General features: G+C 74.2%; 20 protein-coding genes. 6 read left to right on the top strand and 14 right to left on the bottom strand.

The genetic code is table 11. The annotated features are described in order from the left end of the window. Positions 1-58: 58 nt before the first annotated feature. The 4 genes from ACZ514_RS18805 to ACZ514_RS18790 form a co-directional block, all read right to left on the bottom strand. Positions 59-910: a 1,4-dihydroxy-6-naphthoate synthase gene (locus tag ACZ514_RS18805; RefSeq protein WP_468175108.1), complete on the bottom strand. Its 852-nt coding sequence runs from the start codon at positions 908-910 to the stop codon at positions 59-61. Beyond that, on the bottom strand, positions 897-1,622 hold the full coding sequence (locus tag ACZ514_RS18800; protein ID WP_468175111.1) for a futalosine hydrolase: 726 nt from the start codon (positions 1,620-1,622) through the stop codon (positions 897-899). The genes ACZ514_RS18805 and ACZ514_RS18800 overlap by 14 nt, the downstream gene beginning before the upstream one ends. Positions 1,623-1,644: 22 nt before the next feature. Then, positions 1,645-2,136 carry a DUF2771 domain-containing protein gene (locus tag ACZ514_RS18795; protein WP_468175114.1) on the bottom strand — a complete coding sequence of 164 codons (492 nt, stop codon included), beginning with the start codon at positions 2,134-2,136 and terminating at the stop codon, positions 1,645-1,647. Between the two features lie 145 nt (positions 2,137-2,281). Next, on the bottom strand, positions 2,282-3,655 hold the full coding sequence (locus ACZ514_RS18790) for an MFS transporter (protein WP_469125189.1): 1,374 nt from the start codon (positions 3,653-3,655) through the stop codon (positions 2,282-2,284). Positions 3,656-4,027: 372 nt separating this feature from the next. On the opposite strand from ACZ514_RS18790, the gene ACZ514_RS18785 reads away from it, so the two are divergent. Then, positions 4,028-4,960 (top strand): DUF3027 domain-containing protein, encoded by a 933-nt coding sequence (locus tag ACZ514_RS18785; protein ID WP_468175120.1) that lies wholly within the window; start codon positions 4,028-4,030, stop codon positions 4,958-4,960. A gap of 57 nt (positions 4,961-5,017) precedes the next feature. On the opposite strand, the gene ACZ514_RS18780 is transcribed toward ACZ514_RS18785, so the two are convergent. From ACZ514_RS18780 to ACZ514_RS18770, 3 genes are all read right to left on the bottom strand, one after another. Next, positions 5,018-5,932: an RNA polymerase sigma-70 factor gene (locus ACZ514_RS18780; RefSeq protein WP_468175195.1), complete on the bottom strand. Its 915-nt coding sequence runs from the start codon at positions 5,930-5,932 to the stop codon at positions 5,018-5,020. A gap of 110 nt (positions 5,933-6,042) precedes the next feature. Then, entirely contained in the window at positions 6,043-7,236 is a 1,194-nt protein-coding gene (locus ACZ514_RS18775) for an NAD(P)/FAD-dependent oxidoreductase (protein ID WP_469125188.1), read from the bottom strand. A gap of 139 nt (positions 7,237-7,375) precedes the next feature. Next, a complete protein-coding gene (locus ACZ514_RS18770) occupies positions 7,376-8,422 on the bottom strand; it encodes a WD40 repeat domain-containing protein (RefSeq protein WP_469125187.1) in 1,047 nt (348 codons plus the stop codon). A 76-nt stretch (positions 8,423-8,498) separates the two neighbouring features. On the opposite strand from ACZ514_RS18770, the gene ACZ514_RS18765 reads away from it, so the two are divergent. Together ACZ514_RS18765 and ACZ514_RS18760 are read left to right on the top strand one after the other, a co-directional pair. Continuing rightward, complete coding sequence (locus ACZ514_RS18765) at positions 8,499-9,194, top strand: GDSL-type esterase/lipase family protein (protein ID WP_468701380.1); 696 nt, start codon at positions 8,499-8,501, stop codon at positions 9,192-9,194. Between the two features lie 60 nt (positions 9,195-9,254). Next, on the top strand, positions 9,255-10,244 hold the full coding sequence (locus tag ACZ514_RS18760) for an aldo/keto reductase (protein ID WP_469125186.1): 990 nt from the start codon (positions 9,255-9,257) through the stop codon (positions 10,242-10,244). Positions 10,245-10,558: 314 nt separating this feature from the next. Here the strand turns inward: ACZ514_RS18760 and ACZ514_RS18755 are convergent, their stop codons facing one another. The 5 genes from ACZ514_RS18755 to ACZ514_RS18735 all read right to left on the bottom strand — a co-directional run bounded on the left by ACZ514_RS18755 (position 10,559) and on the right by ACZ514_RS18735 (position 14,795). Then, the gene (locus ACZ514_RS18755) at positions 10,559-11,134 is read right to left on the bottom strand and encodes a YbaK/EbsC family protein (protein WP_469125185.1); all 576 of its coding nucleotides are present in this window, start codon (positions 11,132-11,134) and stop codon (positions 10,559-10,561) included. A 34-nt stretch (positions 11,135-11,168) separates the two neighbouring features. After that, a complete protein-coding gene (gene ddaH, locus ACZ514_RS18750; protein ID WP_468175138.1) occupies positions 11,169-12,041 on the bottom strand; it encodes a dimethylargininase in 873 nt (290 codons plus the stop codon). Between the two features lie 220 nt (positions 12,042-12,261). Next, positions 12,262-12,816 carry an RNA 2',3'-cyclic phosphodiesterase gene (gene thpR, locus ACZ514_RS18745; RefSeq protein WP_468175141.1) on the bottom strand — a complete coding sequence of 185 codons (555 nt, stop codon included), beginning with the start codon at positions 12,814-12,816 and terminating at the stop codon, positions 12,262-12,264. A 154-nt stretch (positions 12,817-12,970) separates the two neighbouring features. Continuing rightward, positions 12,971-14,332, bottom strand: coding sequence for an MFS transporter (locus tag ACZ514_RS18740; RefSeq protein WP_469125184.1), 1,362 nt, complete (start codon positions 14,330-14,332; stop codon positions 12,971-12,973). A gap of 25 nt (positions 14,333-14,357) precedes the next feature. Further along, positions 14,358-14,795, bottom strand: coding sequence for a MarR family winged helix-turn-helix transcriptional regulator (locus tag ACZ514_RS18735; protein WP_361602399.1), 438 nt, complete (start codon positions 14,793-14,795; stop codon positions 14,358-14,360). Positions 14,796-14,923: 128 nt separating this feature from the next. Between ACZ514_RS18735 and ACZ514_RS18730 the strand changes: the two genes are divergently transcribed. Next, complete coding sequence (locus ACZ514_RS18730; protein WP_249767154.1) at positions 14,924-15,106, top strand: BrnA antitoxin family protein; 183 nt, start codon at positions 14,924-14,926, stop codon at positions 15,104-15,106. Here the strand turns inward: ACZ514_RS18730 and ACZ514_RS18725 are convergent. Beyond that, positions 15,099-16,526: an NCS2 family permease gene (locus ACZ514_RS18725; RefSeq protein ID WP_468175147.1), complete on the bottom strand. Its 1,428-nt coding sequence runs from the start codon at positions 16,524-16,526 to the stop codon at positions 15,099-15,101. The genes ACZ514_RS18730 and ACZ514_RS18725 overlap by 8 nt on opposite strands. A gap of 138 nt (positions 16,527-16,664) precedes the next feature. On the opposite strand from ACZ514_RS18725, the gene ACZ514_RS18720 reads away from it, so the two are divergent. Together ACZ514_RS18720 and ACZ514_RS18715 are read left to right on the top strand one after the other, a co-directional pair. Continuing rightward, positions 16,665-17,030 (top strand): DUF2530 domain-containing protein, encoded by a 366-nt coding sequence (locus tag ACZ514_RS18720; RefSeq protein WP_469125183.1) that lies wholly within the window; start codon positions 16,665-16,667, stop codon positions 17,028-17,030. 94 nt (positions 17,031-17,124) lie between these two features. Continuing rightward, positions 17,125-19,581 carry a cation-translocating P-type ATPase gene (locus ACZ514_RS18715; RefSeq protein ID WP_468175153.1) on the top strand — a complete coding sequence of 819 codons (2,457 nt, stop codon included), beginning with the start codon at positions 17,125-17,127 and terminating at the stop codon, positions 19,579-19,581. Positions 19,582-19,694: 113 nt separating this feature from the next. Here the strand turns inward: ACZ514_RS18715 and ACZ514_RS18710 are convergent, their stop codons facing one another. Next, the gene (locus ACZ514_RS18710; protein WP_469125182.1) at positions 19,695-22,805 is read right to left on the bottom strand and encodes a sacsin N-terminal ATP-binding-like domain-containing protein; all 3,111 of its coding nucleotides are present in this window, start codon (positions 22,803-22,805) and stop codon (positions 19,695-19,697) included. Positions 22,806-22,839: the final 34 nt, after the last annotated feature.

Raw genomic sequence — 22,839 nt, 5'->3', positions numbered from 1 at the left:
CGCGACCACGGTGCCCCGCCGCTCCCCGAGCCGCGGGGCACCGGCGCGTCGGGTCAGGTCACGGGAAGCGCAGCGCGTCCGCCGGGATGGCCGGTACCAGACCCTCGGCGGCGGCCCTGGTGAGCAGCCCGCGGACGGCCGCGTACCCGGCGTCGCCGAGGTCGGCGGTGAACTCGTTGACGTACAGCCCGATGTGCTGGTCGGCGACGGCCGGATCCAGTTCCTGCGCGTGGGCGCGTACGTAGGGCCGCGACGCCTCCGGGTCGTCCCAGGCCATGCGCACCGACGCACGCGCCGCCTCGGCCAGCGCGCGCAGCTTCTCCGCGCCCAGCGAGCGCTTGGCGATGATCGCGCCGAGCGGGATCGGCAGGCCGGTGGTGGACTCCCAGTGCTCGCCCATGTCGGCCAGCCGGTGCAGTCCGTAGTCCTGGTAGGTGAACCGGGCCTCGTGGATGACCAGTCCGGCGTCCACCCGCCCGTCGCGCACGGCCGGCATGATCTCGTGGAACGGCAGCACGACCACCTTGCCGACCCCGTCCGGCAGTACGTCCGCCGCCCACAGCCGGAAGAGCAGGTACGCGGTGGAGCGTTCGCTCGGTACCGCCACCGTGCCGGTGCTCAGGTCGACGCCGGGCCCGCGCGTCAGCACGAGGGGGCCGCAGCCGCGTCCCAGCGCCCCGCCGCAGGGCAGCAGCGCGTACTCCTCCAGCACCCAGGGCAGCACGGCGTACGACACCTTCAGCACGTCGAGCTCGCCGCGCTCGGCCATGCCGTTGGTGACGTCGATGTCGGCGAAGGTCACGTCGAGGGCCGGGGCGCCCGGGACGCGTCCGTGCGCCCAGGCGTCGAAGACGAAGGTGTCGTTCGGGCAGGGCGAGTAGGCGATCGCGAGCGGTTCAGCGGTGCTCATGGCGTTCTCCCCAGTGGACGAGTACGGGTCCCAGCGCGCGGAATCCGGCGGTGAGGGCGTCCATCGCCTCCGCGATCCGCCAGGCGGCCCGGTCACGCGGTCCCACGGCGTTGGACACGGCGCGGACCTCCAGTACCGGCAGTCCGTGCGCGGCGGCGGCCTCCGCCACCCCGAAGCCCTCCATCGCCTCGGCCCCCGCGAGCGGGTGGCGGGCGGCGAGCTCGGCGGCACGGGCGGCACTGCCGGTGACGGTGGACACGGTCAGGACGGGCGCCAGCAGGGCCCCGGTGGCCTCGGCGGCGCGGGCGGCGAGCCCGGCGGGCGGCAGGTGCACGTTGCGGCCGAAGCCGAGCTCCTGCACCGGGAGGAAGCCCTCGGGGGTCTCGGCGCCCAGGTCGGCGGCGACGAGCGCGTCGGCGACCACCAGCGAGCCGGGCGGGGCGGCGGGCGCGAACCCGCCGCCGATGCCGGCGGAGACGACGAGGGAGTAGTCGGCCAGCGCGAGCGCGGTGGCCGTGGCGGCCGCGGCGGCGGCCGGGCCGACACCGCCGACGAGGACGTCGGCCGCGAGGCCGGGCAGGTCCCGGCGGGTGATGAGGTACCCGCCGGGCAGGGTGCGCGGCTCGGGCGTGACCGGATCCGGATGAGGGGTCAGGCCGGCGGCCACGGAGTCTGCCTCCGCGGCCACCGCGGTCACGATCAGCGCGCGCACGCCGGCTCCCGCCTCGCGCCCGCTACTTCTTCAGGTTGAGCTTGAACGACCAGACGGAGAGCGGCTTGCCGTCCTCGCCGACCTGGACGAAGCCCAGCAGCTTCGACTGGGGCGCCTCGCCCTGGCCGCCGGTCGCGAAGACGTCGGCGCCCTGGAAGCTGCGGTACGTGTTGGCGGAGGGCTCGGTGATCGGCTGGCCGTCGAGGACCGCCTGCCACTTCTTGCCGTCCTCGACGATCTCGGGCTCGACGCCCAGGCGCAGCGTGTCCCCGCGGCCGTACTCGATGGACTTGGCGTTCTTGGGGTCCGTCAGGCACTCCTGGACCTTGTCCATGGAGAGGTCCTTGCCGTCGGTGCGGCACTCGGACTCGGCGGACACCGACGAGCTGCCGACGGTCACCGTCGCGAGCGGCGTCGGCTTGTCGCAGGCGGACAGGAGGAGGAGGCCGGCGGACACGGCTCCGAGGGCCGCGACGCTGCGGCGGGCCCTACCCGGGAAAAGCGGTGCGGTCATGAGCCGAAGGCTATCGGGCCGGTGGGCCGCACCGCCGCACGGGGGTCCTGCGGCGGGGCGGGCCGCCCCGCCGGCGCTCCCGCGGCGGCTCCGGAACGCCCGCCCCGCGCCCCGGGCGCGCCCCCCGGGGGCCGGACCGGGATCCTTACGCCACCCGAGTGCGGGAGGAACCCTGGTGCCGGTGGTGCGGGGAGGTGAGGAAGCCGCGCAGGGCCATCAGGGTGCCCAGAGCGACCACGGCCGCGGCCACCGCCATGCCGAGGACCCCGTGCAGCGGAAGGGCGATCCCGATCGCCCCGCCCATCACCCACGCCACCTGGAGCAGCGTCTCCGAACGGGCGAAGGCCGACGTGCGCACGGCCTCGGGCACGTCGCGCTGGATCATCGCGTCCAGCGACAGCTTCGCCAGCGCCTGGCAGAAGCCCGCCGTACCGGCCAGGAAGGCCATGAACACGCCGCTGAAGAAGGCCGCCGCCACGATCGCCACGCCCAGGGTGGCCGACAGGACGGCCGCGACGATCGCCTCGGGGGCCCGGGCCCGCAGCCACGCCCCGACCGCCGTCCCGCACGCGTTGCCGATGCCCGCCGCGACACCGACGATGCCCAGCGACACCGCCGCGCTCTGCCCGGCCAGCGGGTGCTCGCGCAGCAGGAACGCCAGGAAGAAGATCAGGAACCCGGACAGCCCGCGCATCGAGGCGTTCGCCAGCAGCCCGCACAGCACCGGACGGCTGACCGTCCGCAGCCCCGGCCGCTTCGAGTGCGCCTCGTGCGTGGACAGCCGCGCCCGGCGCTCGCCCTTCGCCTCGTCCACCTTGTGCGGCAGCTGGAACGCCGCGAAGGTGCCCCAGACGAAGATCGCGCAGGCCCCGTACAGCGGCCACGGAGGCCCGATCGTGTGCAGTCCGGCCGCCACCGGCGCCGCCGCGCCCGTCGCGAGCAGGCCCGCCAGCGTGACCCGGGAGTTCGCCTTGACGAGCGAGAACTTCGGCGGCAGCAGGCGCGGGACCACGGCACTGCGTACGACGCCGTACGCCTTCGAGGCCACCAGGACGCCCAGCGCCGCCGGATACAGCTCCAGCCCGCCCGTGGCGACCGCGCCGGACATCATCACCGCCAGCAGCGCCCGCGTCAGCATCGCGCCCGCCATCGCCGCCCGCCGGCCGTGCGGCAGCCGGTCCAGCAGGGGACCGATCACCGGGGCCAGCAGGGTGAAGGGGGCCATGGTGATCGCCAGGTACAGGGCCACCCGCCCGCGCGCCTCGTCCGTCGGGACGGAGAAGAACACCGTCGAGGCCAGCGCCACGGTGATCATGACGTCCCCGGCGCCGTTGATCGCGTGCAGTTCGATCAGCCGGCCCAGTCCCGACTCGCCGGCCCCGTGGGCGTGCGTGGCACGCCGGATCCCGCGCGCCGTACCGGTGAAGGGCAGGTGCAGGGCACGCCCGACAGCCCGGCCGGCCCGCCTGGCCGGTCCCGAGCCGTCTGCGGACGACCGTGCGGGTGCCACGTGGCCCATAGTGCCCCAAGAGGCCGTCCGGAACCCCACCCGGCGCGTCCCCGGTGCGTTGCCGGGAGGCGCCGCACGGTCCCGGCGCGCCGGCCCCGCGCGCGTGCCGTGTCCGCGAATCGGACCTCGCATGTGGGCCGAAGGCTTCGGAGGAGGTAGCGTGCGTAGCGCGCCACCGGCGGTTGCACTTGGCCGCGCGCCTCTTCGTGATCCCGCAGAATGGATCACAGTGGGGTGCGCCCGAGGCCGATCGGGGCGCGGACGTCGACGCGGCCCTCTGGTCCGCTCCGCCCGCGCTACGTACGGACGAGACCGACGGGTCGTTGTGGACGACAGTACGGACGGCGCACTCGTGAGACGGCGTAGGAGAGAACGAGACCTGTGAGTGCTGCGACGACGCGAAGCCGTACCCCGCGTACCCCGCGTACGCCCGCCCCGGACCGCCTCTGCGCCGAGGCGGTGGAGTTCGCCCGTGCGGCGGCCGAGGAGGCCGCCCACCCCGGTGTGGTGGGCGCGCACGTCTCCGCCGTAGCGGAGGGCGACCGGGTCGTGACGCACTTCTTCGAGTGCAAGGAGCCGGGCTACCGCGGCTGGCGCTGGGCCGTCACCGTGACCCGCGCCTCCCGCGCGAAGAACGTCACCCTCAACGAAACGGTGCTCCTCCCCGGCGACGACGCGCTGCTCGCCCCCGAATGGGTGCCGTGGAGCGACCGGCTGCGCCCGGGCGACCTGGGCCCCGGCGACCTGCTGCCGACGGACGCCGACGACCTGCGCCTGGAGCCCGGCTGGTCCGGTGAGGACACGCCGCCGCCGAACTCGGTGGTCTCCGCCGAGATGGCCGAACTGGTCGAGGCCGAGGACGCCGACGTCACCGACCGGGTGGTCGCCCCGGCGCGCGGCTCCATCACCGCGGTGGCGGAGGAGCTCGGCATGCGCCGCGCCCGCGTCCTGTCGCGGTACGGGCTGCACACGGCGGCCGACCGGTGGGACGAGGCCTTCGGGGCGAAGACCGCGATGGCGCAGGCGGCGCCCGCGTCGTGCGTCTCGTGCGGCTTCCTCGTCGCGATCGGAGGCTCGCTGGGCCAGGCCTTCGGCGTCTGCGCGAACGAGTTCAGCCCGGCGGACGGCCGGCTCGTGTCCCTGTCGTACGGCTGCGGCGGCCACTCGGAGGCCGCCGTCATGCCGAAGCCGCCGCGGCCCGCGCCGCCGGTCCTGGACTCGATGGCGACGGACGAGTTCCCGCTGCGGCCCGTCCCCGACACCGGCTCCGTGCCCGCGGCGGACCTCCCGTCCGCCGACCTGGGGCACTCGTAGCGCGAACGGGGGCGGGCGGGCCGCCGGGAACCGGCACGCCCGCCCGCGCGACCGCCGTCACCGCAGGGTGAGCGGGGTCTCGTCCTCGATCCGGCCCAGCTTCTCGGGGTTGCGGACGTAGTAGATGCCGGTGATGCGGGCGTCCTCCACGTGGAACGCCATGACGCCGTCGAGCTCCCCGTCGAGGTGGGCGAGGAACGCCGGGCTGCCGTTGGCCACCGTCGGGGTGACGGTGAGCCGGCCCGCGACCTTGCCGGCGCCGCCCAGGATGAAGCGGCCGACCTTGCCGGCGCCGACGACGGGGCGCAGCGCGGCCTGTTTGACCCCGCCGCCGTCGCCCACCAGGACCACGTCGGGGGCGAGGACGTCGAGGAGGCCCTGGAGGTCCCCGCTGTCGAGGGCGTGGCGGAACGATTCCATGGCGGCCCGGGTCTGGCTCGCGGACACGGTCCGGCGGGGGCGCCGGGCGTCGACGTGGCGGCGGGCGCGGTGCGCGATCTGCCGTACGGCGGCGGGCGACTTGTCGAGGGCGGCGGCGATCTCGTCGTAGCCGACGTCGAAGGCCTCGCGCAGGACGAAGACGGCGCGTTCGGTCGGCGACAGCGTCTCCAGGACGAGCATCATCGCCATGGACACGCTCTCGGCGAGTTCCACGTCCTGGGCCACGTCCGGCGCGGTGAGCAGCGGCTCGGGGAGCCACTGGCCGACGTACGCCTCTTTGCGGCGGCTCAGGGCGCGCAGCCGGTTCAGGGCCTGCCGGGTCGTGATGCGGACCAGGTAGGCGCGCCGGTCGTCGACCCGCTCCAGGTCGACGCCGGCCCAGCGCAGCCAGGTCTCCTGGAGGACGTCCTCGGCGTCGGAGGCCGATCCGAGCATCTCGTAGGCGACGGTGAAGAGCAGGTTGCGGTGGGCGACGAAGGTCTCGGTCGCCGTTTCGCCGCCGTCGCGGTCCGCGAGGTCCTGCTCGTCCATGCCGGTCGCTCCGTCCGTTCCGTCCGTGCCGTCCATGCCGTCCATGCCGTCCATGCTGCCGGTGCCGTCGTTCCCGCCGGTCGTCCCGGTCCCCGTGTCCGCCGCGCGCATCAGACGGCCGCCGCTTCCGCCGTGCCCCGGGCCTGGAGCTCCTTCTGGCGCGCGGGGCCGCCGGGGAGGCGGTGGAGGCGGTAGCCGCCGGGCTTGCGGGCCTCGTCGGCGAGGTGCTTGACGACGCCCTTGCAGACGGCTTCCTTCATCGTGGCGCCGGGCCGGCCGTCGATGTGGAGCCAGATCGCGGAGTCGCCCCGGTCGGCGAACTGGAAGATGCCGTCGTGGCGGCCCAGGCTGATGCACTGGGCGCCGAAGGCCTGGTTGAGGGTGCCGGGCCGGTCGCCCGCCAGGCGGCTCAGAACGGTGTCGGCGGCCCGCGCGCCCAGGGGCATCGCGGCCTGGCAGCTCATCCGCAGCGGCACGCCCGAAGGCGCGGCCGAGTCCCCGGCCGCCACGATCCGTACGTCGTCCACGCTGGTCAGCGTCTCGTCGGTGAGCAGGCGGCCCGCGTCGTCGGTGGTCAGCCCGCTGCGGGCGGCCAGGTCGGGGACGGCGAAGCCGGCGGTCCAGACGGTGACGTGGCTGGGCAGTTCGCGGCCGTCGGCGAGGCGGACGGCGCGGTCGGTGACGGCGGTGACGGTGCTGCCGGGGCCGTCCACGACGGTGACGCCCAGGCGGGCGAGGCGGCGGGCGACCGAGCGGCGGCCCCGGGGGTGGAGGTAGGGGCCCAGGAGGCCGCCGCAGACCAGGGTGACGGCGCGGCCGGCTTCGGCGAGTTCGGCGGCGGTCTCGATGCCGGTCGGGCCGCCGCCGATGACGGTGAGGGGGGCGGTGGCGGGCGCGGCGTCCAGGACGGGGCGCAGTCGCTGGGCGTCCTCGAGGGTGGCGACGGGGTGGGCGTGCTCGGCGGCTCCGGGCACGCGCGGGTGCGCGCCGGTGCTGCCCACGGCGTAGACGAGGTAGTCGTAGCCGAGGGTGGTGCCGGAGGCGAGGTGCAGGGTGCGGGCGGGGGCGTCGATGCGGTCGACGGTGTCGACGGCCAGCCGTACGCCCCCGGCGAGGACCTCGCGGTAGTCGACGACGGCCGTGCCGGTGCCGCCGACGAGCTGGTGCAGGCGGATGCGGTGGACGAAGGAGGCGCGCGGGTTGACCAGCGTCACCGCCACATCACCGCGCAGCGTCAGGCGGTTCGCCGCCATCACGCCCGCGTAACCTCCGCCGACCACGATCACACCGGTCTTCTCGCTCATCGTGTCCTCCTCCGGTTCAGGGCTTCGGACACAAGACACCGCACGTCCCGCCCGTGTGACGAGATGTGAGGCAGGTCACGTCCGGGCGGCGGCACGCGCCTCCGTGCGCGCCTCCGCGCGGCTCGGGCCTTGGGGCCGCTCAGGCCTTGGGGCGGCGGCGGAACAGGCGCTTGCCCGCCAGGACCACGGCCGTGCCCGCCGCGAGGACGAGCGCCCCCTTGGTGAAGCTGCCCGGGTCCTGCCCGGCGGGCACCCCCCGCGCATCCGGGGCGGCGGAGCCCGGGACCGCGGGCCGCTGTGGGGAGCCGGGACGGGCCGGGTCGGACGGTCCCGCCGCCGGTGCCACCGGTACGGCCACCACCCGGCTGTTCGCGCCCTCCGCGCCGAACATCAGCGTGCGCCCGTCCGGCGTGTACGTCACCGACTCGGCCTGGCCCTGCCAGGGGGCGTCCACCCGCTCACCCGCGCCGTCCGGGCGGCCGTCCCTCCACCCGTACGTACGGGCCGTGAAGTACCCGCGCAGCGTCAGCCGGGTCCCGTCCGGCGAGAACGCCCCGTCCGTCACCCACGGCACCTCCGCGATCCGGCGGAAGACGTTGCGCCCCTCCGCCGACAGCCGCTCGGGGCCCTCGTACAGGCCGCCGCCCTGCTCGTTCTTGCTCGCGATGTACACCCGGCCCGTCACCGGATGCACCATCAGCGCCTCCGCGTTGCGCGGGCCGTCCGCGTAGGACACCGTGAACTGCTCTGCCCTGACGGTCTGGTCGCCCAGTTCCGCCGGCTCCTGGAAGCGATAGATCCACACGCGGTCCCAGGTGCCGTCGCGGTTGTCGCCGATGTCCCCCACGTACAGCCGCCCGTCCGGGCCGAGCGAGATCGCCTCCACGTCGCGCGGGGTCCCGGTCCCCGTCAGCGTCACCCGCGCGACGGTCCTGCCGGTCGCCGAGTCCACCGCGTACACGTACGGGCCGTCGTCGCTGTCGTTGTGCGTCCAGTACACGCCCGGGTGGATCCGGCTGGCCGCGAGCCCGCTCGACTCCTTGATCCGCGGATCGGCGATGGTGAACCCGGAGGCGGAGGCGGGGGCGGACGCGGCGGGGGTTTCGGCCGCGGCCGCGGCGGCCCCCGGCAGCAGGGCGAGCACGAGAGCGGCGGGAACGGCGGTCGACCGGGGCAGCAGGCGCATCCCCCAAGCCTGCCAGCCCCCCGGGGGTGTCCGGCATCACAGGGGTTCCGGCCGTGCGATCCGCGATGATGACCGGATGCGTTTCATGTTCGTCGGCGACTCCATGACCATCGGACGCGCCGGCGACTACACCTGGCGCTACCGGATGTGGCAGCACCTCGGCGCCACCCTGGGCGAGGGCTCGTTCGAGATCGTCGGCCCGCGCACCGGGCTGTACGGCACCGAGGCCGGCACCGGCCCCGGATCCGGCTATGCCGCCGCGGACTTCCCCGAGCCCGCCCGCCGGCACCTCGCGGGCTGGGGCGAGGGCTGGCAGCACATGGCCCCGCTCATCGGGCCCGCCGCCGGGGACGCCCGCGCCGACGTCCTGCTCGTCTCCCTCGGCCTGATCGACCTCGGCTTCTACACCCGGGCCGACCAGACCGCCGACAACGTCCGCCGCTTCGTCGCGGCCGCCCGGGAGGCCCGCCCCGCCGTCCGGATGGTCTTCCTGCCCGTGATCCCCAACGTCCGGGCCGAGGAGGACGCCCCCTTCGCGGAGGAGGTCGCCCGTTTCAACGAGCTGCTCGCGAAGACGGTCGCCGACCTCACCACCGACGCCTCACCGATCCTGCTGGCCGCGCGCCCGGAGGCGTACGACATCCACCGCGACACCTACGACGGCACGCACCCCAACGCCTCGGGCGAGCACCGCCTCGCGGGCGAGTTCGCGGCCGTCCTGCACCAGGCCTGGGGCGTCGGCGGCCCGTACCGCCCCGCGCCGGACGCGTAACTCCCCACCCCGGAAAGGGGTCTTGCCTGGAGTGGACTCGAAGCAGTTGGCTAGTGGCCCATGAAGTACACGCAGCTCGGACGCACCGGTCTCAAAGTCAGCCGCCTCGTACTCGGCACCATGAACTTCGGCCCCCAGACGGGCGAGCCGGAAAGCCACGCGATCATGGACGCGGCCCTCGACGCGGGAATCAACTTCTTCGACACCGCCAACGTCTACGGATGGGGTGAGAACAAGGGCCGCACCGAGGAGATCATCGGCACCTGGTTCGCCCAGGGCGGCGGCCGCCGCGAGAAGACGGTCATCGCCACCAAGGTCTACGGCTCCATGGCCCCCGAGGGCGGGAACTGGCCCAACTACGACCGCCTCTCCGCCCTGAACATCCGCCGGGCGGTGGACGACAGCCTGCGCCGCCTGAAGACGGACCACATCGACGTCTACCAGTTCCACCACGTCGACCGCCGGACCCCCTTCGAGGAGATCTGGCAGGCCATCGAGGTACTGGTCCAGCAGGGCAAGATCCTCTACGCGGGTTCCTCCAACTTCCCCGGCTGGAAGATCGCCCAGGCCAACGAGACGGCCGCCCGGCGCGGCACGCTCGGCCTGGTCAGCGAGCAGTGCCTCTACAACCTCTCCGAGCGGCGCGCCGAGATGGAGGTCATCCCGGCCGCCGAGGCGTACGGGCTCGGGGTCATCCCCTGGTCCCCGCTGCACGGCGGCCTGCTGGGCGGCGTCATCAGGAAGGAGGCCGAGGGCGGCCGCCGCGCCTCCGGGCGCTCCGCCGACGCCCTGGCCAACACCGCGGTACGGGCGCAGATCCAGGCGTACGAGGACCTCCTCGACAAGCACGGCCTGGAGCCCGGCGAGACGGCGCTGGCCTGGCTGCTGACCCGGCCCGGCGTCACCGGCCCCATCGTCGGCCCGCGCACCGCCGGGCAGCTCGACAGCGCCCTGCGCGCGCTGGAACTGGAACTCTCCGAGGAACTGCTGCGCTCCCTCGACGAGATCTTCCCGGGACCGGGCCCCGCCCCGGAGGCCTTCGCCTGGTAACCGCCGCACCCCCCGACGGGCACCGCCCCGCCCGCGCTGCGAGCGCGGACGGGGCGGGCGGTACGGGCGTGCGCGGAGCGGCGGGCGTACGGGTTACCGGCCCACCGCGGCCGCCACCGCCACGACGACGAACATCAACACGAGCACACCGGCCATGACACGGTTCCTGGTCTTCGGGTCCACCCGTCGAGACTAACGCCCTCCCTCCCCCTCCCCCCGCCGGGGGCCGCGAGACTTCCGTCATGGTCACCGTCGAAGACCTACGGCGCCTCGCGCTCGCCCTGCCGGCCCAACGCCCGGGGCTGCCGCGTCCGCTACCCGCGCGCGGGCGAACCGGACCCGCGGGGAACCGGCCCGGGCCCGGGCCGCGCCGATGCCGGCACCAGCGCCGGCTCCTCGCTGATCCGGGCCGTCCTCGGCCGCGCCAGCGCCCGGTAGCCGGCGGTGCGCAGCGCCACCGACACGTCGAGGCGGCCCGCGTTGAACCAGATCTCCTCGTGCTCCAGCAGCGCCGGGTCCACGACCACCTCCACGGCCGGGTCGAAGCTCACCGGCATGATCGAACCGCTGACGCAGCCGGTCAGCTCCTCGGCGACCTCGCGGACGGCGAAGGAGGCGTTCGTGCCGCCGTACTCGGCCCGTACCGCCTCCAGGTCCACGCGGCGGTGTCCCGGCACCACGGCGATCACGTAGCGGCGCTGTTTGCGGCCCAGCGCGACCCTGATGACGAGGCACTTGGCGGCCTGTTCCAGGCGGTGGCCGCGTATCAGGCTGGCGAGGTCGGTACGCCCCTCCGGGGAGTGGCGCAGCAGCCGGTAGTCGGCTCCCGCGTCGGCCAGGAGGCAGAGCAGGCGGGCGTGGCTGTCCGCGATCGCGGTCGCAGAGGTCACAACGGTCCTTTCCGGAAACTACGTCGGTGGTGACTCAGCGGTCGCGCAGCTCCAGGGTGCAGCACTTCACGCTGCCGCCCGCCTTCAGGAGTTCGGAGAGCCCGACCCCCACCGGCTCGAAGCCGCGCGCGCTGAGCTGGGCCATCAGGCCGGTCGCCGCCTCCGGCAGCAGCACGTGGCGGCCGTCGGAGAAGGCGTTCAGCCCGAAGACCGCGGCGTCCTCGGCGGTGGCGAGGATCGCGTCGGGGAACATCGTGCGGAGCACGGCCCGGCTGCCCTCGGAGAAGGCGGCCGGGTAGTACATGACCTCGTCGTCGGAGAGCACGGCCAGGGCCGTGTCCAGGTGGTAGTACTCCGGGTCGACGAGGGTCAGGCTCGTCACCGGCAGGCCGAAGAACTCCTGGGCCTCGGCGTGCGAGCGCGGGTCGGTGCGGAAGCCGGTGCCGGCGAGCAGCCGGCGGCCGACGGTGAGGAAGTCGCCCTCGCCCTCGTTGACGTACTCGGGCCACAGCACCTCGCGGTAGCCGCGGCGCTGGAACCAGCCCAGGTAGGCCGGTCCCTCGGCGGTGCGCTGCGCGTGCCGGAACCGCGCGCCGTAGACCCTGCCGTCGACGACGGTGGCGCCGTTCGCGGCGAACACCATGTCGGGCAGGCCCTCGACGGGGTCGATCTCCTCGACGCAATGGCCCAGTTCGCGGTACAGGCCGCGCAGCCGCTCCCACTGGCGGACGGCGAGGGCGGGGTCGGTGCCGTGCTCCGGGTGCATCCAGGGATTGATCGAGTACGTGACGTCGTAGTGCCGGGGCCGGCACATCAGCAGCCTGCGGCGGGTGGCGACGCGCGCGGGGGTGGCGGGCGCGGTCGCCGTCGTGTGCTGCGCGGCCGTGGTCGGCTCGGTGAACGGCACGGGGACTCCTTCGAGGGTGGCCGGAGGGACTCCGGGCCGCCCCGCGGGGTGGTGGCGGGGCGGCCGGTGGTGCGGTGCGTGCGTGCGTCAGCGGGCGGCTTGCCGGATACGTGTCCGGAGCATGCCGGGATCGCCTCTACTGCTTCTGTTTCACCGGAATCCGGATTCCGTGCCCCGAAGTGCGGGCTGCCGGGGGATGAACCGTGCCCGAACGCCGGGCTCAGCCGGAGAGGGGCCAGGCCTCGACGACCTCGTAGCGGGGCTGCTCGCCGGGGATGCCGGCGGCGGGGAGGTTGCTGCGGACCAGGCTGAGGGTGTCGACCCGCCAGGGGGAGCCCTCGAAGCCGGCGAGGGCGTCGAGGCAGGGCCGCAGGTGGGTGCCGGGGCGGCCGCGGGCGAGGGTGAGGTGCGGGGTGTAGCGGCGGTGGTCCTCCATGGGGACCCCGGCGCGGCGGGCGGCGGCGTGGGTCCGCTCGGCGAGCAGCCGCAGCGCGTCGAGCCCGCCGGCGGCGCCGGTCCACAGGGTGCGCTCGCCGAAGTGGCCGACGCCGTGGAGGCGGAGCGGGAAGGGGGCGGTGCGGTGTGCCGCGCGGGCCAGGCGGGCGTGCAGGTCGGGGAGGAGGGGGCCGGGGACCTCGCCCATGAAGGCGAGCGTGAAGTGCCAGCCCGCCTCGCCGGTCCACCGCAGCCCCTCGGGGCGCGGCGCGTCCGCGAGCGCGGCGCGCAGTTCCGCGGCGGCGTCCGCGGGGGGCAGTACGGCGGCGAACAGTCTCACGCCCGCGACCCTATCCCCGGCGCGGCCCCCGCACAGCCCGGCCCCCGCACAGCCCGGCGCCGCGCGGGCGGGGGCTGTGCGGGGCTGCGTACGGCGGGGAGGGGACGGCTCGCCGGCCGCCCCCGCTTCCCCGCCGGCAGCCGGCCGGCCGCGCTCAGGCGGCGGTGGCCAGCTCGCGGCGCGGGGACGGGACGAAGGTGATGCCGCGGCGGTTCACGCTCAGGCGGAGGTTGCCCACGCGGGAGAGGACCACCGCGACGCCGACCGCCGCCACGAGGGAGATCAGGCCGCCGGAGGCCATGCCGAGACGGGCTCCGTAGGTGTCCGTGATCCATCCCACCAGCGGGGCGCCGACGGGCGTGCCGCCGGTGAAGACCATCATGTACAGGGCCATCACCCGTCCCCGCATCTCGGGGCCGGTGGCCGTCTGGACGCTGGAGTTCGCCACGACGTTGACGGTCAGGCCGAACATCCCGATCGGCACCAGCAGCGCCGCGAACAGCCAGAAGCCGGGTGCGAACGCGGTGACCAGGAGCAGCACCGAGAACAGCACCGCCGCCGTCACCAGCAGCCGCAGGCGCGAGGGTCCCCGGCGGGCCGCCAGCAGGGCGCCGGCGAGGGAGCCGGCCGCGATGAGGGTGTTGAACAGCCCGTACGTGCCCGCGTCCCCGTGGAAGACGTCGTCGACGAAGGCCGAGAGCCAGATCGGGAAGTTGAACCCGAAGGTGCCGATGAACCCGACGAGCACGATCGGCCAGACCAGCTCGGGCCGGCCCGCGACGTACCGCAGGCCTTCGCGCAGCTGTCCCTTGGCGCGCGGCTGCGGGGTGACGGGGCGCAGTTCGCCGGTGCGCATCAGCAGCAGGCCGGCGAGGGGCGCGGCGAAGGACAGGCCGTTCAGCAGGAAGGCCCAGCCGGAGCCGACGGCGGTGATCAGCACGCCCGCGATCGCCGGGCCGACCAGCCGCGCGGACTGGAAGTTCGCCGAGTTCAGGCTGACGGCGTTGGCGAGCTGCTCGGGGCCGACCATCTCGGCGACGAAGGTCTGCCGGGCCGGGTTGTCCACGACGGTGACCAGGCCGGTCAGGAAGGCGGCGAGGTACACGTGCCAGACCTCGACGTGTCCGGCCAGGGTCAGCGCGGCGAGTGCGACGCCGGTGAGGCCCATCGCGCTCTGCGTGACGAGCAGCAGCCGCCGCTTCGGCAGCCGGTCGGCGAGTACGCCTCCGTAGAGCCCGAACAGCAGCATCGGCAGGAACTGCAGCGCGATGGTGATGCCGACGGCCGAGGCGGAGCCGGTCAGGGACAGGACCAGCCAGTCCTGCGCGATGCGCTGAATCCAGGTGCCGGTGTTCGAGACGACCTGGCCGGTGGCGAAGAGCCGGTAGTTGCGGATCCTCAGCGAGCTGAACGTCCCCCGGCCGCCGCCGGGGGGTGTCCCCGGGCGGCCGCCCGGGGTGCGCGTAGTGGTGGATGTATGGCCGGGTGCGGAGTCTGCTCCGGTTCCCGTACTCAAAAGCGGTCGCCTCCTGGCGTCGTTCCTATAGGTGGGCGAGCTTCTCCAGGACGGGTGCGGCCGCGCGCAGCTTGGCCCATTCGTCCTCGGTGAGCTCGGCCGCGAGCCCGGCCAGGAAGGCGTTGCGCTTGCGACGGCTCTCTTCGAGCATCGCCTCGGCCTCCTCGGTCTGGCGGACCACCTTCTGGCGGCGGTCCTCGGGGTGCGGCTCCAGCGTGACCAGTCCCTTGGCTTCCAGCAGCGCGACGATGCGTGTCATCGACGGGGGCTGGACGTGTTCGCGCCGGGCCAGCTCACCGGGGGTGGCGTGGCCGCAGCGGGCGAGGGTGCCGAGCACCGACATCTCGGTCGGGCTGAGCGATTCGTCGACGCGCTGGTGCTTCAGGCGCCGGCCCAGCCGCATCACGGCGGAGCGCAGATCGTTCACGGCGGCGGCGTCGTCGCCATGGGAGAGGTCATGCATGTCTTTAGAATAACTCATTACTCTGTCTAAGGAAAAACGGTTCGAGGGATCCCGCCCCTCACTCGTACGGGTGAGAGGGCGGCGGAAAGTGACCCGTGTCCGCACCGTCTGGCCCGACCCTTTCGGGCATGGGGACACATGTGCTGAGCATGCGCATAGACGGGGAGCTGCTGGACCGGCTCCGGCACCATGCCGCCAAACGCGGAATGAGCGTCCAGGACTATGTCGTCCGGACGCTCATTCGCGATGACTTCGACGAGCGGTTCAAGGCCGCCGTCGACGAGACGGAGAAGTTCTACGGCCTTACGTGAGGCCGAGGGCGGGCATCGCGTAGTAGAAGACGAAGACCGCCGAGACGGCGTACATGGCGGCCGGGACCTCGCGGCCGCGGCCCGTGGCCAGGCGCAGCACGCAGAAGCTGACGAAGCCGATACCGATGCCGTTGGTGATCGAGTAGGTGAACGGCATCATCACCATGGCCATGAAGGCCGGGACGGCGATGGTGAAGTCGCTCCAGTCGATGTCCCGGACCGAGCCCGCCAGGATCAGGAAGCCGACCGCCACGAGGGCGGGGGTGGCGGCCTGCGAGGGGACCATCGTGGCGAGCGGGGTCAGGAAGAGCGAGACGGTGAAGAGGGCGCCGGTCACCACGTTGGCCAGGCCCGTGCGGGCGCCCTCGCCGACGCCGGCCGTGGACTCGACGAAGCAGGTGGTGGCGGACGAGGAGGTCGCGCCGCCGGAGGCGACGGCCAGGCCGTCGACCAGCAGGACCCGGTTGATGCCGGGGAAGGTGCCGTCCGGCCTGGTCAGCTTGGCCTCGTCGCCGACGCCGAGGATGGTGCCCATCGCGTCGAAGAAGCAGGACAGCAGCACGGTGAAGACGAACAGGATGCCCGTGAGCAGGCCGACCTTCCCGAATCCGCCGAAGAGGCTGACCTGTCCGACGAGCCCGAAGTCGGGCGCGGCCACCGGGTTGCCCGGCCACTGCGGCACGGTCAGGCCCCAGGCCAGGGCGGGGAGGTCGGCGGCCAGCTGCACGACCACCGCGATCACCGTCATGACCACGATCGAGATCAGGATGGCGCCGGGCGTCTTGCGGATCAGCAGGGCGAGCGTGAGCAGCACGCCGACGACGAAGACCAGGACCGGCCAGCCGTGCAGGTGGCCGTTGCCGCCGAGCTGGAGCGGGACCGTGGTGTGCGCGGCGTCCGGGATGCGGGTGACGAAGCCGGAGTCGACGAGGCCGATCAGCATGATGAAGAGGCCGATGCCGATGGCGATGCCCTTGCGCAGGCCCAGCGGGACGGCGTTCATCACCCGCTCGCGCAGGCCGGTGGCGACCAGCAGCATCACCACGAAGCCGGCCAGCACCACCATGCCCATGGCGTCGGGCCAGCTCATGCGCGGGGCGAGCTGGAGGGCCACGACGGTGTTGACGCCGAGGCCGGCCGCCAGCGCGATCGGGACGTTGCCGATCACCCCCATGAGGAGGGTGGAGAAGGCGGCCGTCAGCACGGTGGCGGTGACGAGCTGGCCGCCGTCGAGCTGGTGCCCGTACATGTCCTTCGCGCTGCCCAGGATGATCGGGTTCAGCACGATGATGTAGGCCATCGCGAAGAAGGTGGCGAAGCCGCCCCGGACCTCGCGGGCGACGGTCGAGCCGCGCTCGGAGATCTTGAAGTACCGGTCCAGGCCGGTGGTGGGGGCCGCGGCGGGTGCCGAGGTGCTCATGCGGTCCTCAAACGGTTCTATTGGGCGGTTCATACGAACGAATCCGGTCGCAGACAAACCGTTTCAGTATGAACACATGAACGAAGCCCAGTCCATCTCCGCGCGTAGACCTCACGACGCGCCACCTAGACTGACGCCATGGCGAAGTGGACTGCGAAGCACGAGGCGCCCGAGCCCCTGGAGGGCCCGGTTGTCGCCACCATCACCGGCGGCACGGTCCTCTGGTTCGCCCTGTTCCTCGTCCAGCTGCCCTTCTACGGCTGGTTCGCCGACCGCGACCTGCTGTGGTGGGTGTGGGCCTGCGCCGCCGGCGGCGCCCTCGGCCTGATCGGCATCTGGTACGTCCGCGGCCGCGACGCCGCGCTCCGGGCCCACGCGGCCGAGCGGGCCGCCCGCGCCGACGGCGCCGGGGAGGCCGACGGCGCCCGGGAGGCCGGGCCTGCCGGGGAAGCCGGGCGTGCCGGGGAGGCCGGGCCTGCCGCGCGGCCGGGGAACGACGCCTGACGGGACGACCACGGGAGGATCCCGGTCATCCCGAAGTCGGATCTTCCTCCCGCTCGGCGGGTGAAGCGTTCGAACCGCCTTTACCGTCGAAAGCATGACGCAGCGGGCGAGGATCGACCATGACGGGCCGGAACGGGCCGGCGGCGCCGCCATCGACGCGGGAGCCGAGCTCGACCCCGTGCACCCCGTGAAACCCCCCGCCCCGCGGTTCCGGCCGGGCGGCCTCACCACCGCCGAGGTGGCCGAGCGCGTGGCGCGCGGCGACGTCAACGACGTCCCCGTCCGGTCCTCCCGCTCCACCGCCGACATCGTCCGGGCCAACGTCCTCACCCGCTTCAACGCCATCATCGGCGTCCTGTGGGTGATCATGCTGATCGTCGCCCCCATCCAGGACGGCCTCTTCGGCTTCGTGATCCTCGCGAACACCGGCATCGGCATCATCCAGGAACTGCGCGCCAAGAAGACCCTCGACAGCCTCGCCGTCCTCGGCGAGGCAAAACCGAGCGTGCGCCGCGACGGCACCACCGCCGAGGTCTCCACCTCCGAGATCGTCCTCGGCGACGTCATCGAACTCGGCCCCGGCGACAAGGTCGTCGTCGACGGCGCCGTCGGCGAGGCCGACGGGCTGGAGATCGATGAGTCCCTCCTCACCGGCGAGGCCGACCCCGTCCTGAAGAAGCCCGGTGACCAGGTCATGTCCGGCTCCTTCGTGGTCGCCGGCGGCGGCGCCTTCACCGCCACCAAGGTCGGCCGCGAGGCCTACGCCGCCCAGCTGGCCGAAGAGGCCTCGCGCTTCACCCTCGTCCACTCCGAGCTGCGCTCCGGAATCTCCACCATCCTCAAGTACGTCACCTGGATGATGATCCCCACCTCCATCGGCCTGATCATCAGCCAGCTCGTCGTCAAGGACTCCAACCTCAAGGACTCCATCGCCCGCACCGTCGGCGGCATCGTCCCGATGATCCCCGAGGGGCTCGTCCTCCTCACCTCCGTCGCCTTCGCCATCGGCGTCATCCGCCTCGGCCGCAAACAGTGCCTCGTCCAGGAACTGCCCGCCATCGAGGGCCTCGCCCGCGTCGACGTCGTCTGCCTCGACAAGACCGGCACCCTCACCGAGGGCGGCATGGACGTCACCGAGCTGCGCCCGCTCGGCGGCGCGGAACCGGAGTACGTCAAGAAGGTCCTCGGCGCCCTCGGCGAATCCGACCCCCGCCCCAACGCCAGCCTCCAGGCCGTCATCGACGCCTACCCCGACAGCGCCGAATGGCGCTGCACCGAGTCCCTGCCCTTCTCCTCGGCCCGCAAGTACAGCGGCGCCAGCTTCAGCGAGGGCGACGGCGAGAACAACACCTGGCTGCTGGGCGCCCCCGACGTGCTCCTGCCCGCCGGGGACCCGGCGCTCGACGAGATCGACGGCCTCAACGAACAGGGACTGCGGGTCCTGCTGCTGGCCCGCTCCGAGCGCGAGCTCGACGACCCCGCCGTCACCACCGGGGTGCGGCCCACCGCCCTCGTCGTCCTCGAACAGCGGCTGCGCCCCGACGCCGCCGACACCCTGCGCTACTTCGAGGACCAGAAGGTCAGGGCGAAGGTCATCTCCGGTGACAACGCCGTCTCCGTCGGCGCGGTCGCCGGGAAACTCGGCCTGCCGGGCGCGCAGAACACCGTGGACGCCCGCGAGCTGCCCGCGGAACGGGCCGAGATGGCCGAGGTCCTCGACGGGAACTCGGTCTTCGGCCGCGTCACCCCGCAGCAGAAGCGCGACATGGTCGGCGCCCTCCAGTCCCACGGCCACACCGTCGCCATGACCGGCGACGGCGTCAACGACGTCCTCGCCCTCAAGGACGCCGACATCGGCGTCAGCATGGGCTCCGGCTCGGAGGCGACCCGGGCCGTGGCCCAGATCGTGCTGCTGGACAACAGCTTCGCCACCCTCCCCTCGGTGGTCGCCGAGGGCAGGCGGGTCATCGGCAACATCACCCGGGTCGCGACCCTCTTCCTCACCAAGACGGTCTACTCGGTGCTGCTGGCCGTCCTCGTGGTCTGCTCCCAGGTCGAGTACCCCTTCCTGCCGCGCCACCTCACCCTGCTGTCCACCCTCACCATCGGCATCCCGGCCTTCTTCCTGGCCCTCGCTCCGAACAAGGAACGCGCGAAGCCGCACTTCGTGAAACGGGTGATGCGCTACGCGATCCCCGGCGGCGCCATCGCCGCCGTGGCCACCTTCCTCACGTACCTGGTCGCCCGCGCCCACTACAGCGGCCCGGACGCCCTCAAGGCCGAGACCAGCGCGGCGACGCTGGCCCTGTTCCTCACCTCGATGTGGGTCCTGGCGATCATCGCCCGCCCCTACACGTGGTGGCGGGTGGCCCTGGTCGGCGCGATGGGAGCGGCCTTCCTCGTCGTCCTCGTCGTCCCGTGGCTCCAGGACTTCTTCCAGCTCCGGCTGGAGGGCGTGACCATGCCGTGGATCGCGGTGGCGGTCGCGGCGGCGGCCGCCGCGCTGATCGAGCTCGCCTTCCGCTGGGTGGACCGGCGGTTCCCGGCGTAGGGAGGGACTTCGTCTCCGCGCGAGGCCCTCTCCACGGCCTCGCGCGGAGACGAGGCGGAGACGAGACCGTCGCGCGAGCTGCTCGCGGGCCACCGCGTCCGCATCGAGCCCGCCTAGTCGAACCACCTGTCCCGCGCCAGTTCCGCCGTGCGGGACGGGTCCTCCAGCAGGGCCGCCACCTCGAAGCGGCGCGGCCACTGGGCCGCCGCCCAGGCCAGGCCCGCCGCCACGCCCTCCAGGGTCGCCGCGTGCAGGACGCCGTCCGGGGTGAGCCGCCAGTCCAGCTCCGTACCGCCCGCCACCAGCTCCTCGTGCTCCACGTACGTCACCGGCGCCGACGGGCCCAGCAGGACCCGCACCGCGTCCGGCACCTCGCGCTCCTCGCCCGGCGTGCTCACCTCCGCCGGGACCGTCTCCGACAGGCGGCGCACCTGGAGCAGCTCCGCCAGGTCGGCGGCGCGCGCCGGGGACACCGGCAGCAGCGGCAGGCCCCCGGTCAGCGGGAGCAGGTCGGGGGCGTCGGCGACGACCGCCTCGGCCGCGTCCACCACGACCACCTCGCCGTCCACCACCGCCCGCAGCTCGTCCGGCAGGGTGACCTGCTCCGGGTCCAGGTCGGCCAGCGCCCCGTACAGGCCGTGCAGCTGCCGCCCCGACACCTCGCGCTCCGGGTCCGCGAGCCGCGCCAGCAGCTCGGCCGCGCCGCCCGGCTCCTCCAGCAGGGCGCGCACGGAGGTCCGTACCCCCAGGGCCCGCAGGACCTGCTCGTCCTCGAAGCCCGTCGCGTCCGCCGGGGTGTACAGGCCCGCCAGCAGCGGGTCCCCGCCGGCCGCCCGCAGCCCGGCGGGACGGCGGCCGTCCAGCACCGGGTGGTCACGCAGCCACCAGGCGGTGTACGGGCGCACCGACCGGGTCGTGCCGTCCGGGAGCAGGATCCGCACCGGCTGGGTCAGGGCGTCGCGCAGCGGCGGCTGCGCCAGCATCGCCAGCGCCTGCGGCCAGCGGTCGTCGTCGACGAGGTCCAGGTCCCGGACGGCGATCAGCTCGGTGGCCACCGGCGGCACCGGGGTGTCCGGCAACTGGTCGAGCAGGTCCTCGCACCACACGTCGACCGCGTCCAGCAGTCCCGCGTCGTCCGGTTCGGCGAAGTCCCCCTCGCGGGGCTCCAGTTCGTCCGGGTCGAGGACCACGTCCGTCGCGCGGACCAGCTGGAACGCCGTCAGCACCCCGCACGCGGCCAGCGTGTCCGCGTCCCAGCGGGCGGCGAACCCGGCGTCCAGGTACGGGACCTCGTCCTCCCGCAGCACCGACGCCAGCGGGCTCCCGGCGAGCAGCAGTTCCCCGGCCGGGGCCAGCTCGCCGTCCTCGTCCGGCAGGGCCAGCGCGCCCAGCCAGGGCTCCTCGCCGGGGGCCAGCCCGGCGGCCCGGACCAGTGCCAGGACGGTGTCGGCGAGCTCGTCCGGGTCCGGGGCGTCCTCGTCCCAGACCTCGCCCGCGTCCAGGGAGGCGGCCACGGCGGCACGGACCTGCGGCGTCGACAGCACGGCCCGCGCGGTGGCCGGGAGCGCGCCGAGCTTCTCCAGCAGCGGGTGCGCGGCGTCCGGATGGGCCACCTTCAGGCCCAGCCGGGCCAGCTCCGCCGGCGTGTCCGGGCCGGGCAGCAGCACGTGGCGCGGGCCGATGGCGGTGCGGCCGTCGGCGAGCGGCACGGGCAGGCCCGACAGCCGGTCGGGGTCCACCCCGGCCAGGGTGTCGTACAGGCGGTGCCACCAGTCCGGGGTGCGCTCGATGCCCGCGATCCGCTCGATGGCGTCACCGAGCGGGAGCCGGCCCACGCCCAGGGTGCGCAGCTCGGGGCGACGCTCCAGCCCGGCGGGCAGCAGCGTCGGGAGGACCTCCGCGAGGACCCGAACCGTGTCGGCGCCCGCGCCCTCCACCACCTCGGCCTCGAAGGGACGCAGCGCCGGCAGCTCCTCGCTGGGGGCGGCCGGGGCGAGGAAGGCGGTGCGGGGCAGCCGTTCGATCACGGCGGCGCGCAGGGCGCCGTCGAGCGGGCCGCTGCCGAGCGGGCCGGGCACCAGGTCGACCAGGCCGGTGCTCACCGGCTGCCAGGCGGCGAGGAGTTCGGCGTACGCGTCGGCCGCGCGCTCCACGAGGAAGTCGGTCAGCGGACCGGGCGCGGGGTGGCGGCGCGTGGTGTCCAGCGGCAGCGAGGCGATGAGCAGCGCGGGGATGCCGAGGGGCTCGTCGGTCGGGGTCGGGGCGTGCACCACGGGCGCGGTGCGGGGCCGTACGGGTGCGCCGTCGGCGTCGACGGGCGCGGCCCAGGTGACCGTCCAGTCGGGCCGCAGCCGCTCCTCGACGGGCCGGTCCGCGAGCAGCGCCGGCTCGATGGGGCCGGTGTGGCGGACGGTGCGCCAGCGGTGGGTGCCGGAGGCGGAGTCCTCGATGACGGTGTACGGGCCGTCGGTCCGCCGGTAGAGCACCCGGTGCCCGCCGGACGGGGTCTCCACGACGACCTCGCGCAGCCCGGGCAGGGTCAGCAGCAGCGCGTCGTCGATGCCGGACAGCAGGCGCTCGGTGAGGTCCTCGGCGGCGGCGTCGCGCAGCGGGAGGACCACGACGGTGTCGTACCCCTGGGGGGCGCTGCCCTCGGCCGGCAGCGGCAGCCGCAGCAGCGGTACGTGGCCGTCGCGGCGGCGGAGTTCGTCACCGAGGCCGGGGCTGCCGTGGGCGGCGTCCCGGGCCAGCTCGCGGGCCTCGGCGAGGGACCAGCGGACGCCGCCGTGGCGGCCGAGGACCGCCGGCTCGTCGGAGACGGCGAGTACGGCGGCGAAGCCGACGCCGAAGCGGCCGACGGAGCCGTGGCCCGCGTCCCGCTTGGCGGAGGCGCGCAGGGTGCTCAGCGACTCCACGCCCGTCGCGTCCAGCGGGGCACCGGTGTTGGCGGCGGCCAGCACGGCGGGGCCGTCGGGTCCGGCGGGGTGCAGGGTGAGGCGCAGCCGGCCGGGGACCCCGGCGCGGGCCGCGGCGTCGGCGGCGTTCTGCGCCAGCTCGACGACCAGCCGGTCCCGGTAGCCGCCGAGCGCGAGGTCCTCCTCGGCGTTGGCGTCCTCCCGGAACCGGGCCGGCCCCGCACCCCACGCGTCCAGCACCCCGCGCCGCAGCCGGGCGGTACTGAAGGGGTCCACGCCGCTCTGGGCCGCCGTCACTCGCACGTTCACGCCGCTGCCTCCACGATGCCGCTGCCTCTGGAGT

It is taken from the genome of Streptomyces sp. NPDC034086, assembly GCF_055575515.1.
This window is presented reverse-complemented; position numbering and strand designations above follow the sequence as displayed.

Excerpts from the sequence above, each read along its gene's own strand:
- ACZ514_RS18805 (WP_468175108.1), bottom strand. The coding sequence starts at position 910 with ATGAGCACCGCTGAACCGCTCGCGATCGCCTACTCGCCCTGCCCGAAC.
- ACZ514_RS18795 (WP_468175114.1), bottom strand. The coding sequence starts at position 2,136 with ATGACCGCACCGCTTTTCCCGGGTAGGGCCCGCCGCAGCGTCGCGGCC.
- ACZ514_RS18790 (WP_469125189.1), bottom strand. The coding sequence starts at position 3,655 with ATGGGCCACGTGGCACCCGCACGGTCGTCCGCAGACGGCTCGGGACCG.
- ACZ514_RS18780 (WP_468175195.1), bottom strand. The coding sequence starts at position 5,932 with ATGGACGAGCAGGACCTCGCGGACCGCGACGGCGGCGAAACGGCGACC.
- ACZ514_RS18775 (WP_469125188.1), bottom strand. The coding sequence starts at position 7,236 with ATGAGCGAGAAGACCGGTGTGATCGTGGTCGGCGGAGGTTACGCGGGC.
- ACZ514_RS18770 (WP_469125187.1), bottom strand. The coding sequence starts at position 8,422 with ATGCGCCTGCTGCCCCGGTCGACCGCCGTTCCCGCCGCTCTCGTGCTC.
- ACZ514_RS18765 (WP_468701380.1), top strand. The coding sequence starts at position 8,499 with ATGCGTTTCATGTTCGTCGGCGACTCCATGACCATCGGACGCGCCGGC.
- ACZ514_RS18760 (WP_469125186.1), top strand. The coding sequence starts at position 9,255 with ATGAAGTACACGCAGCTCGGACGCACCGGTCTCAAAGTCAGCCGCCTC.
- ACZ514_RS18735 (WP_361602399.1), bottom strand. The coding sequence starts at position 14,795 with ATGCATGACCTCTCCCATGGCGACGACGCCGCCGCCGTGAACGATCTG.
- ACZ514_RS18730 (WP_249767154.1), top strand. The coding sequence starts at position 14,924 with ATGGGGACACATGTGCTGAGCATGCGCATAGACGGGGAGCTGCTGGAC.
- ACZ514_RS18725 (WP_468175147.1), bottom strand. The coding sequence starts at position 16,526 with ATGAGCACCTCGGCACCCGCCGCGGCCCCCACCACCGGCCTGGACCGG.
- ACZ514_RS18720 (WP_469125183.1), top strand. The coding sequence starts at position 16,665 with ATGGCGAAGTGGACTGCGAAGCACGAGGCGCCCGAGCCCCTGGAGGGC.
- ACZ514_RS18715 (WP_468175153.1), top strand. The coding sequence starts at position 17,125 with ATGACGCAGCGGGCGAGGATCGACCATGACGGGCCGGAACGGGCCGGC.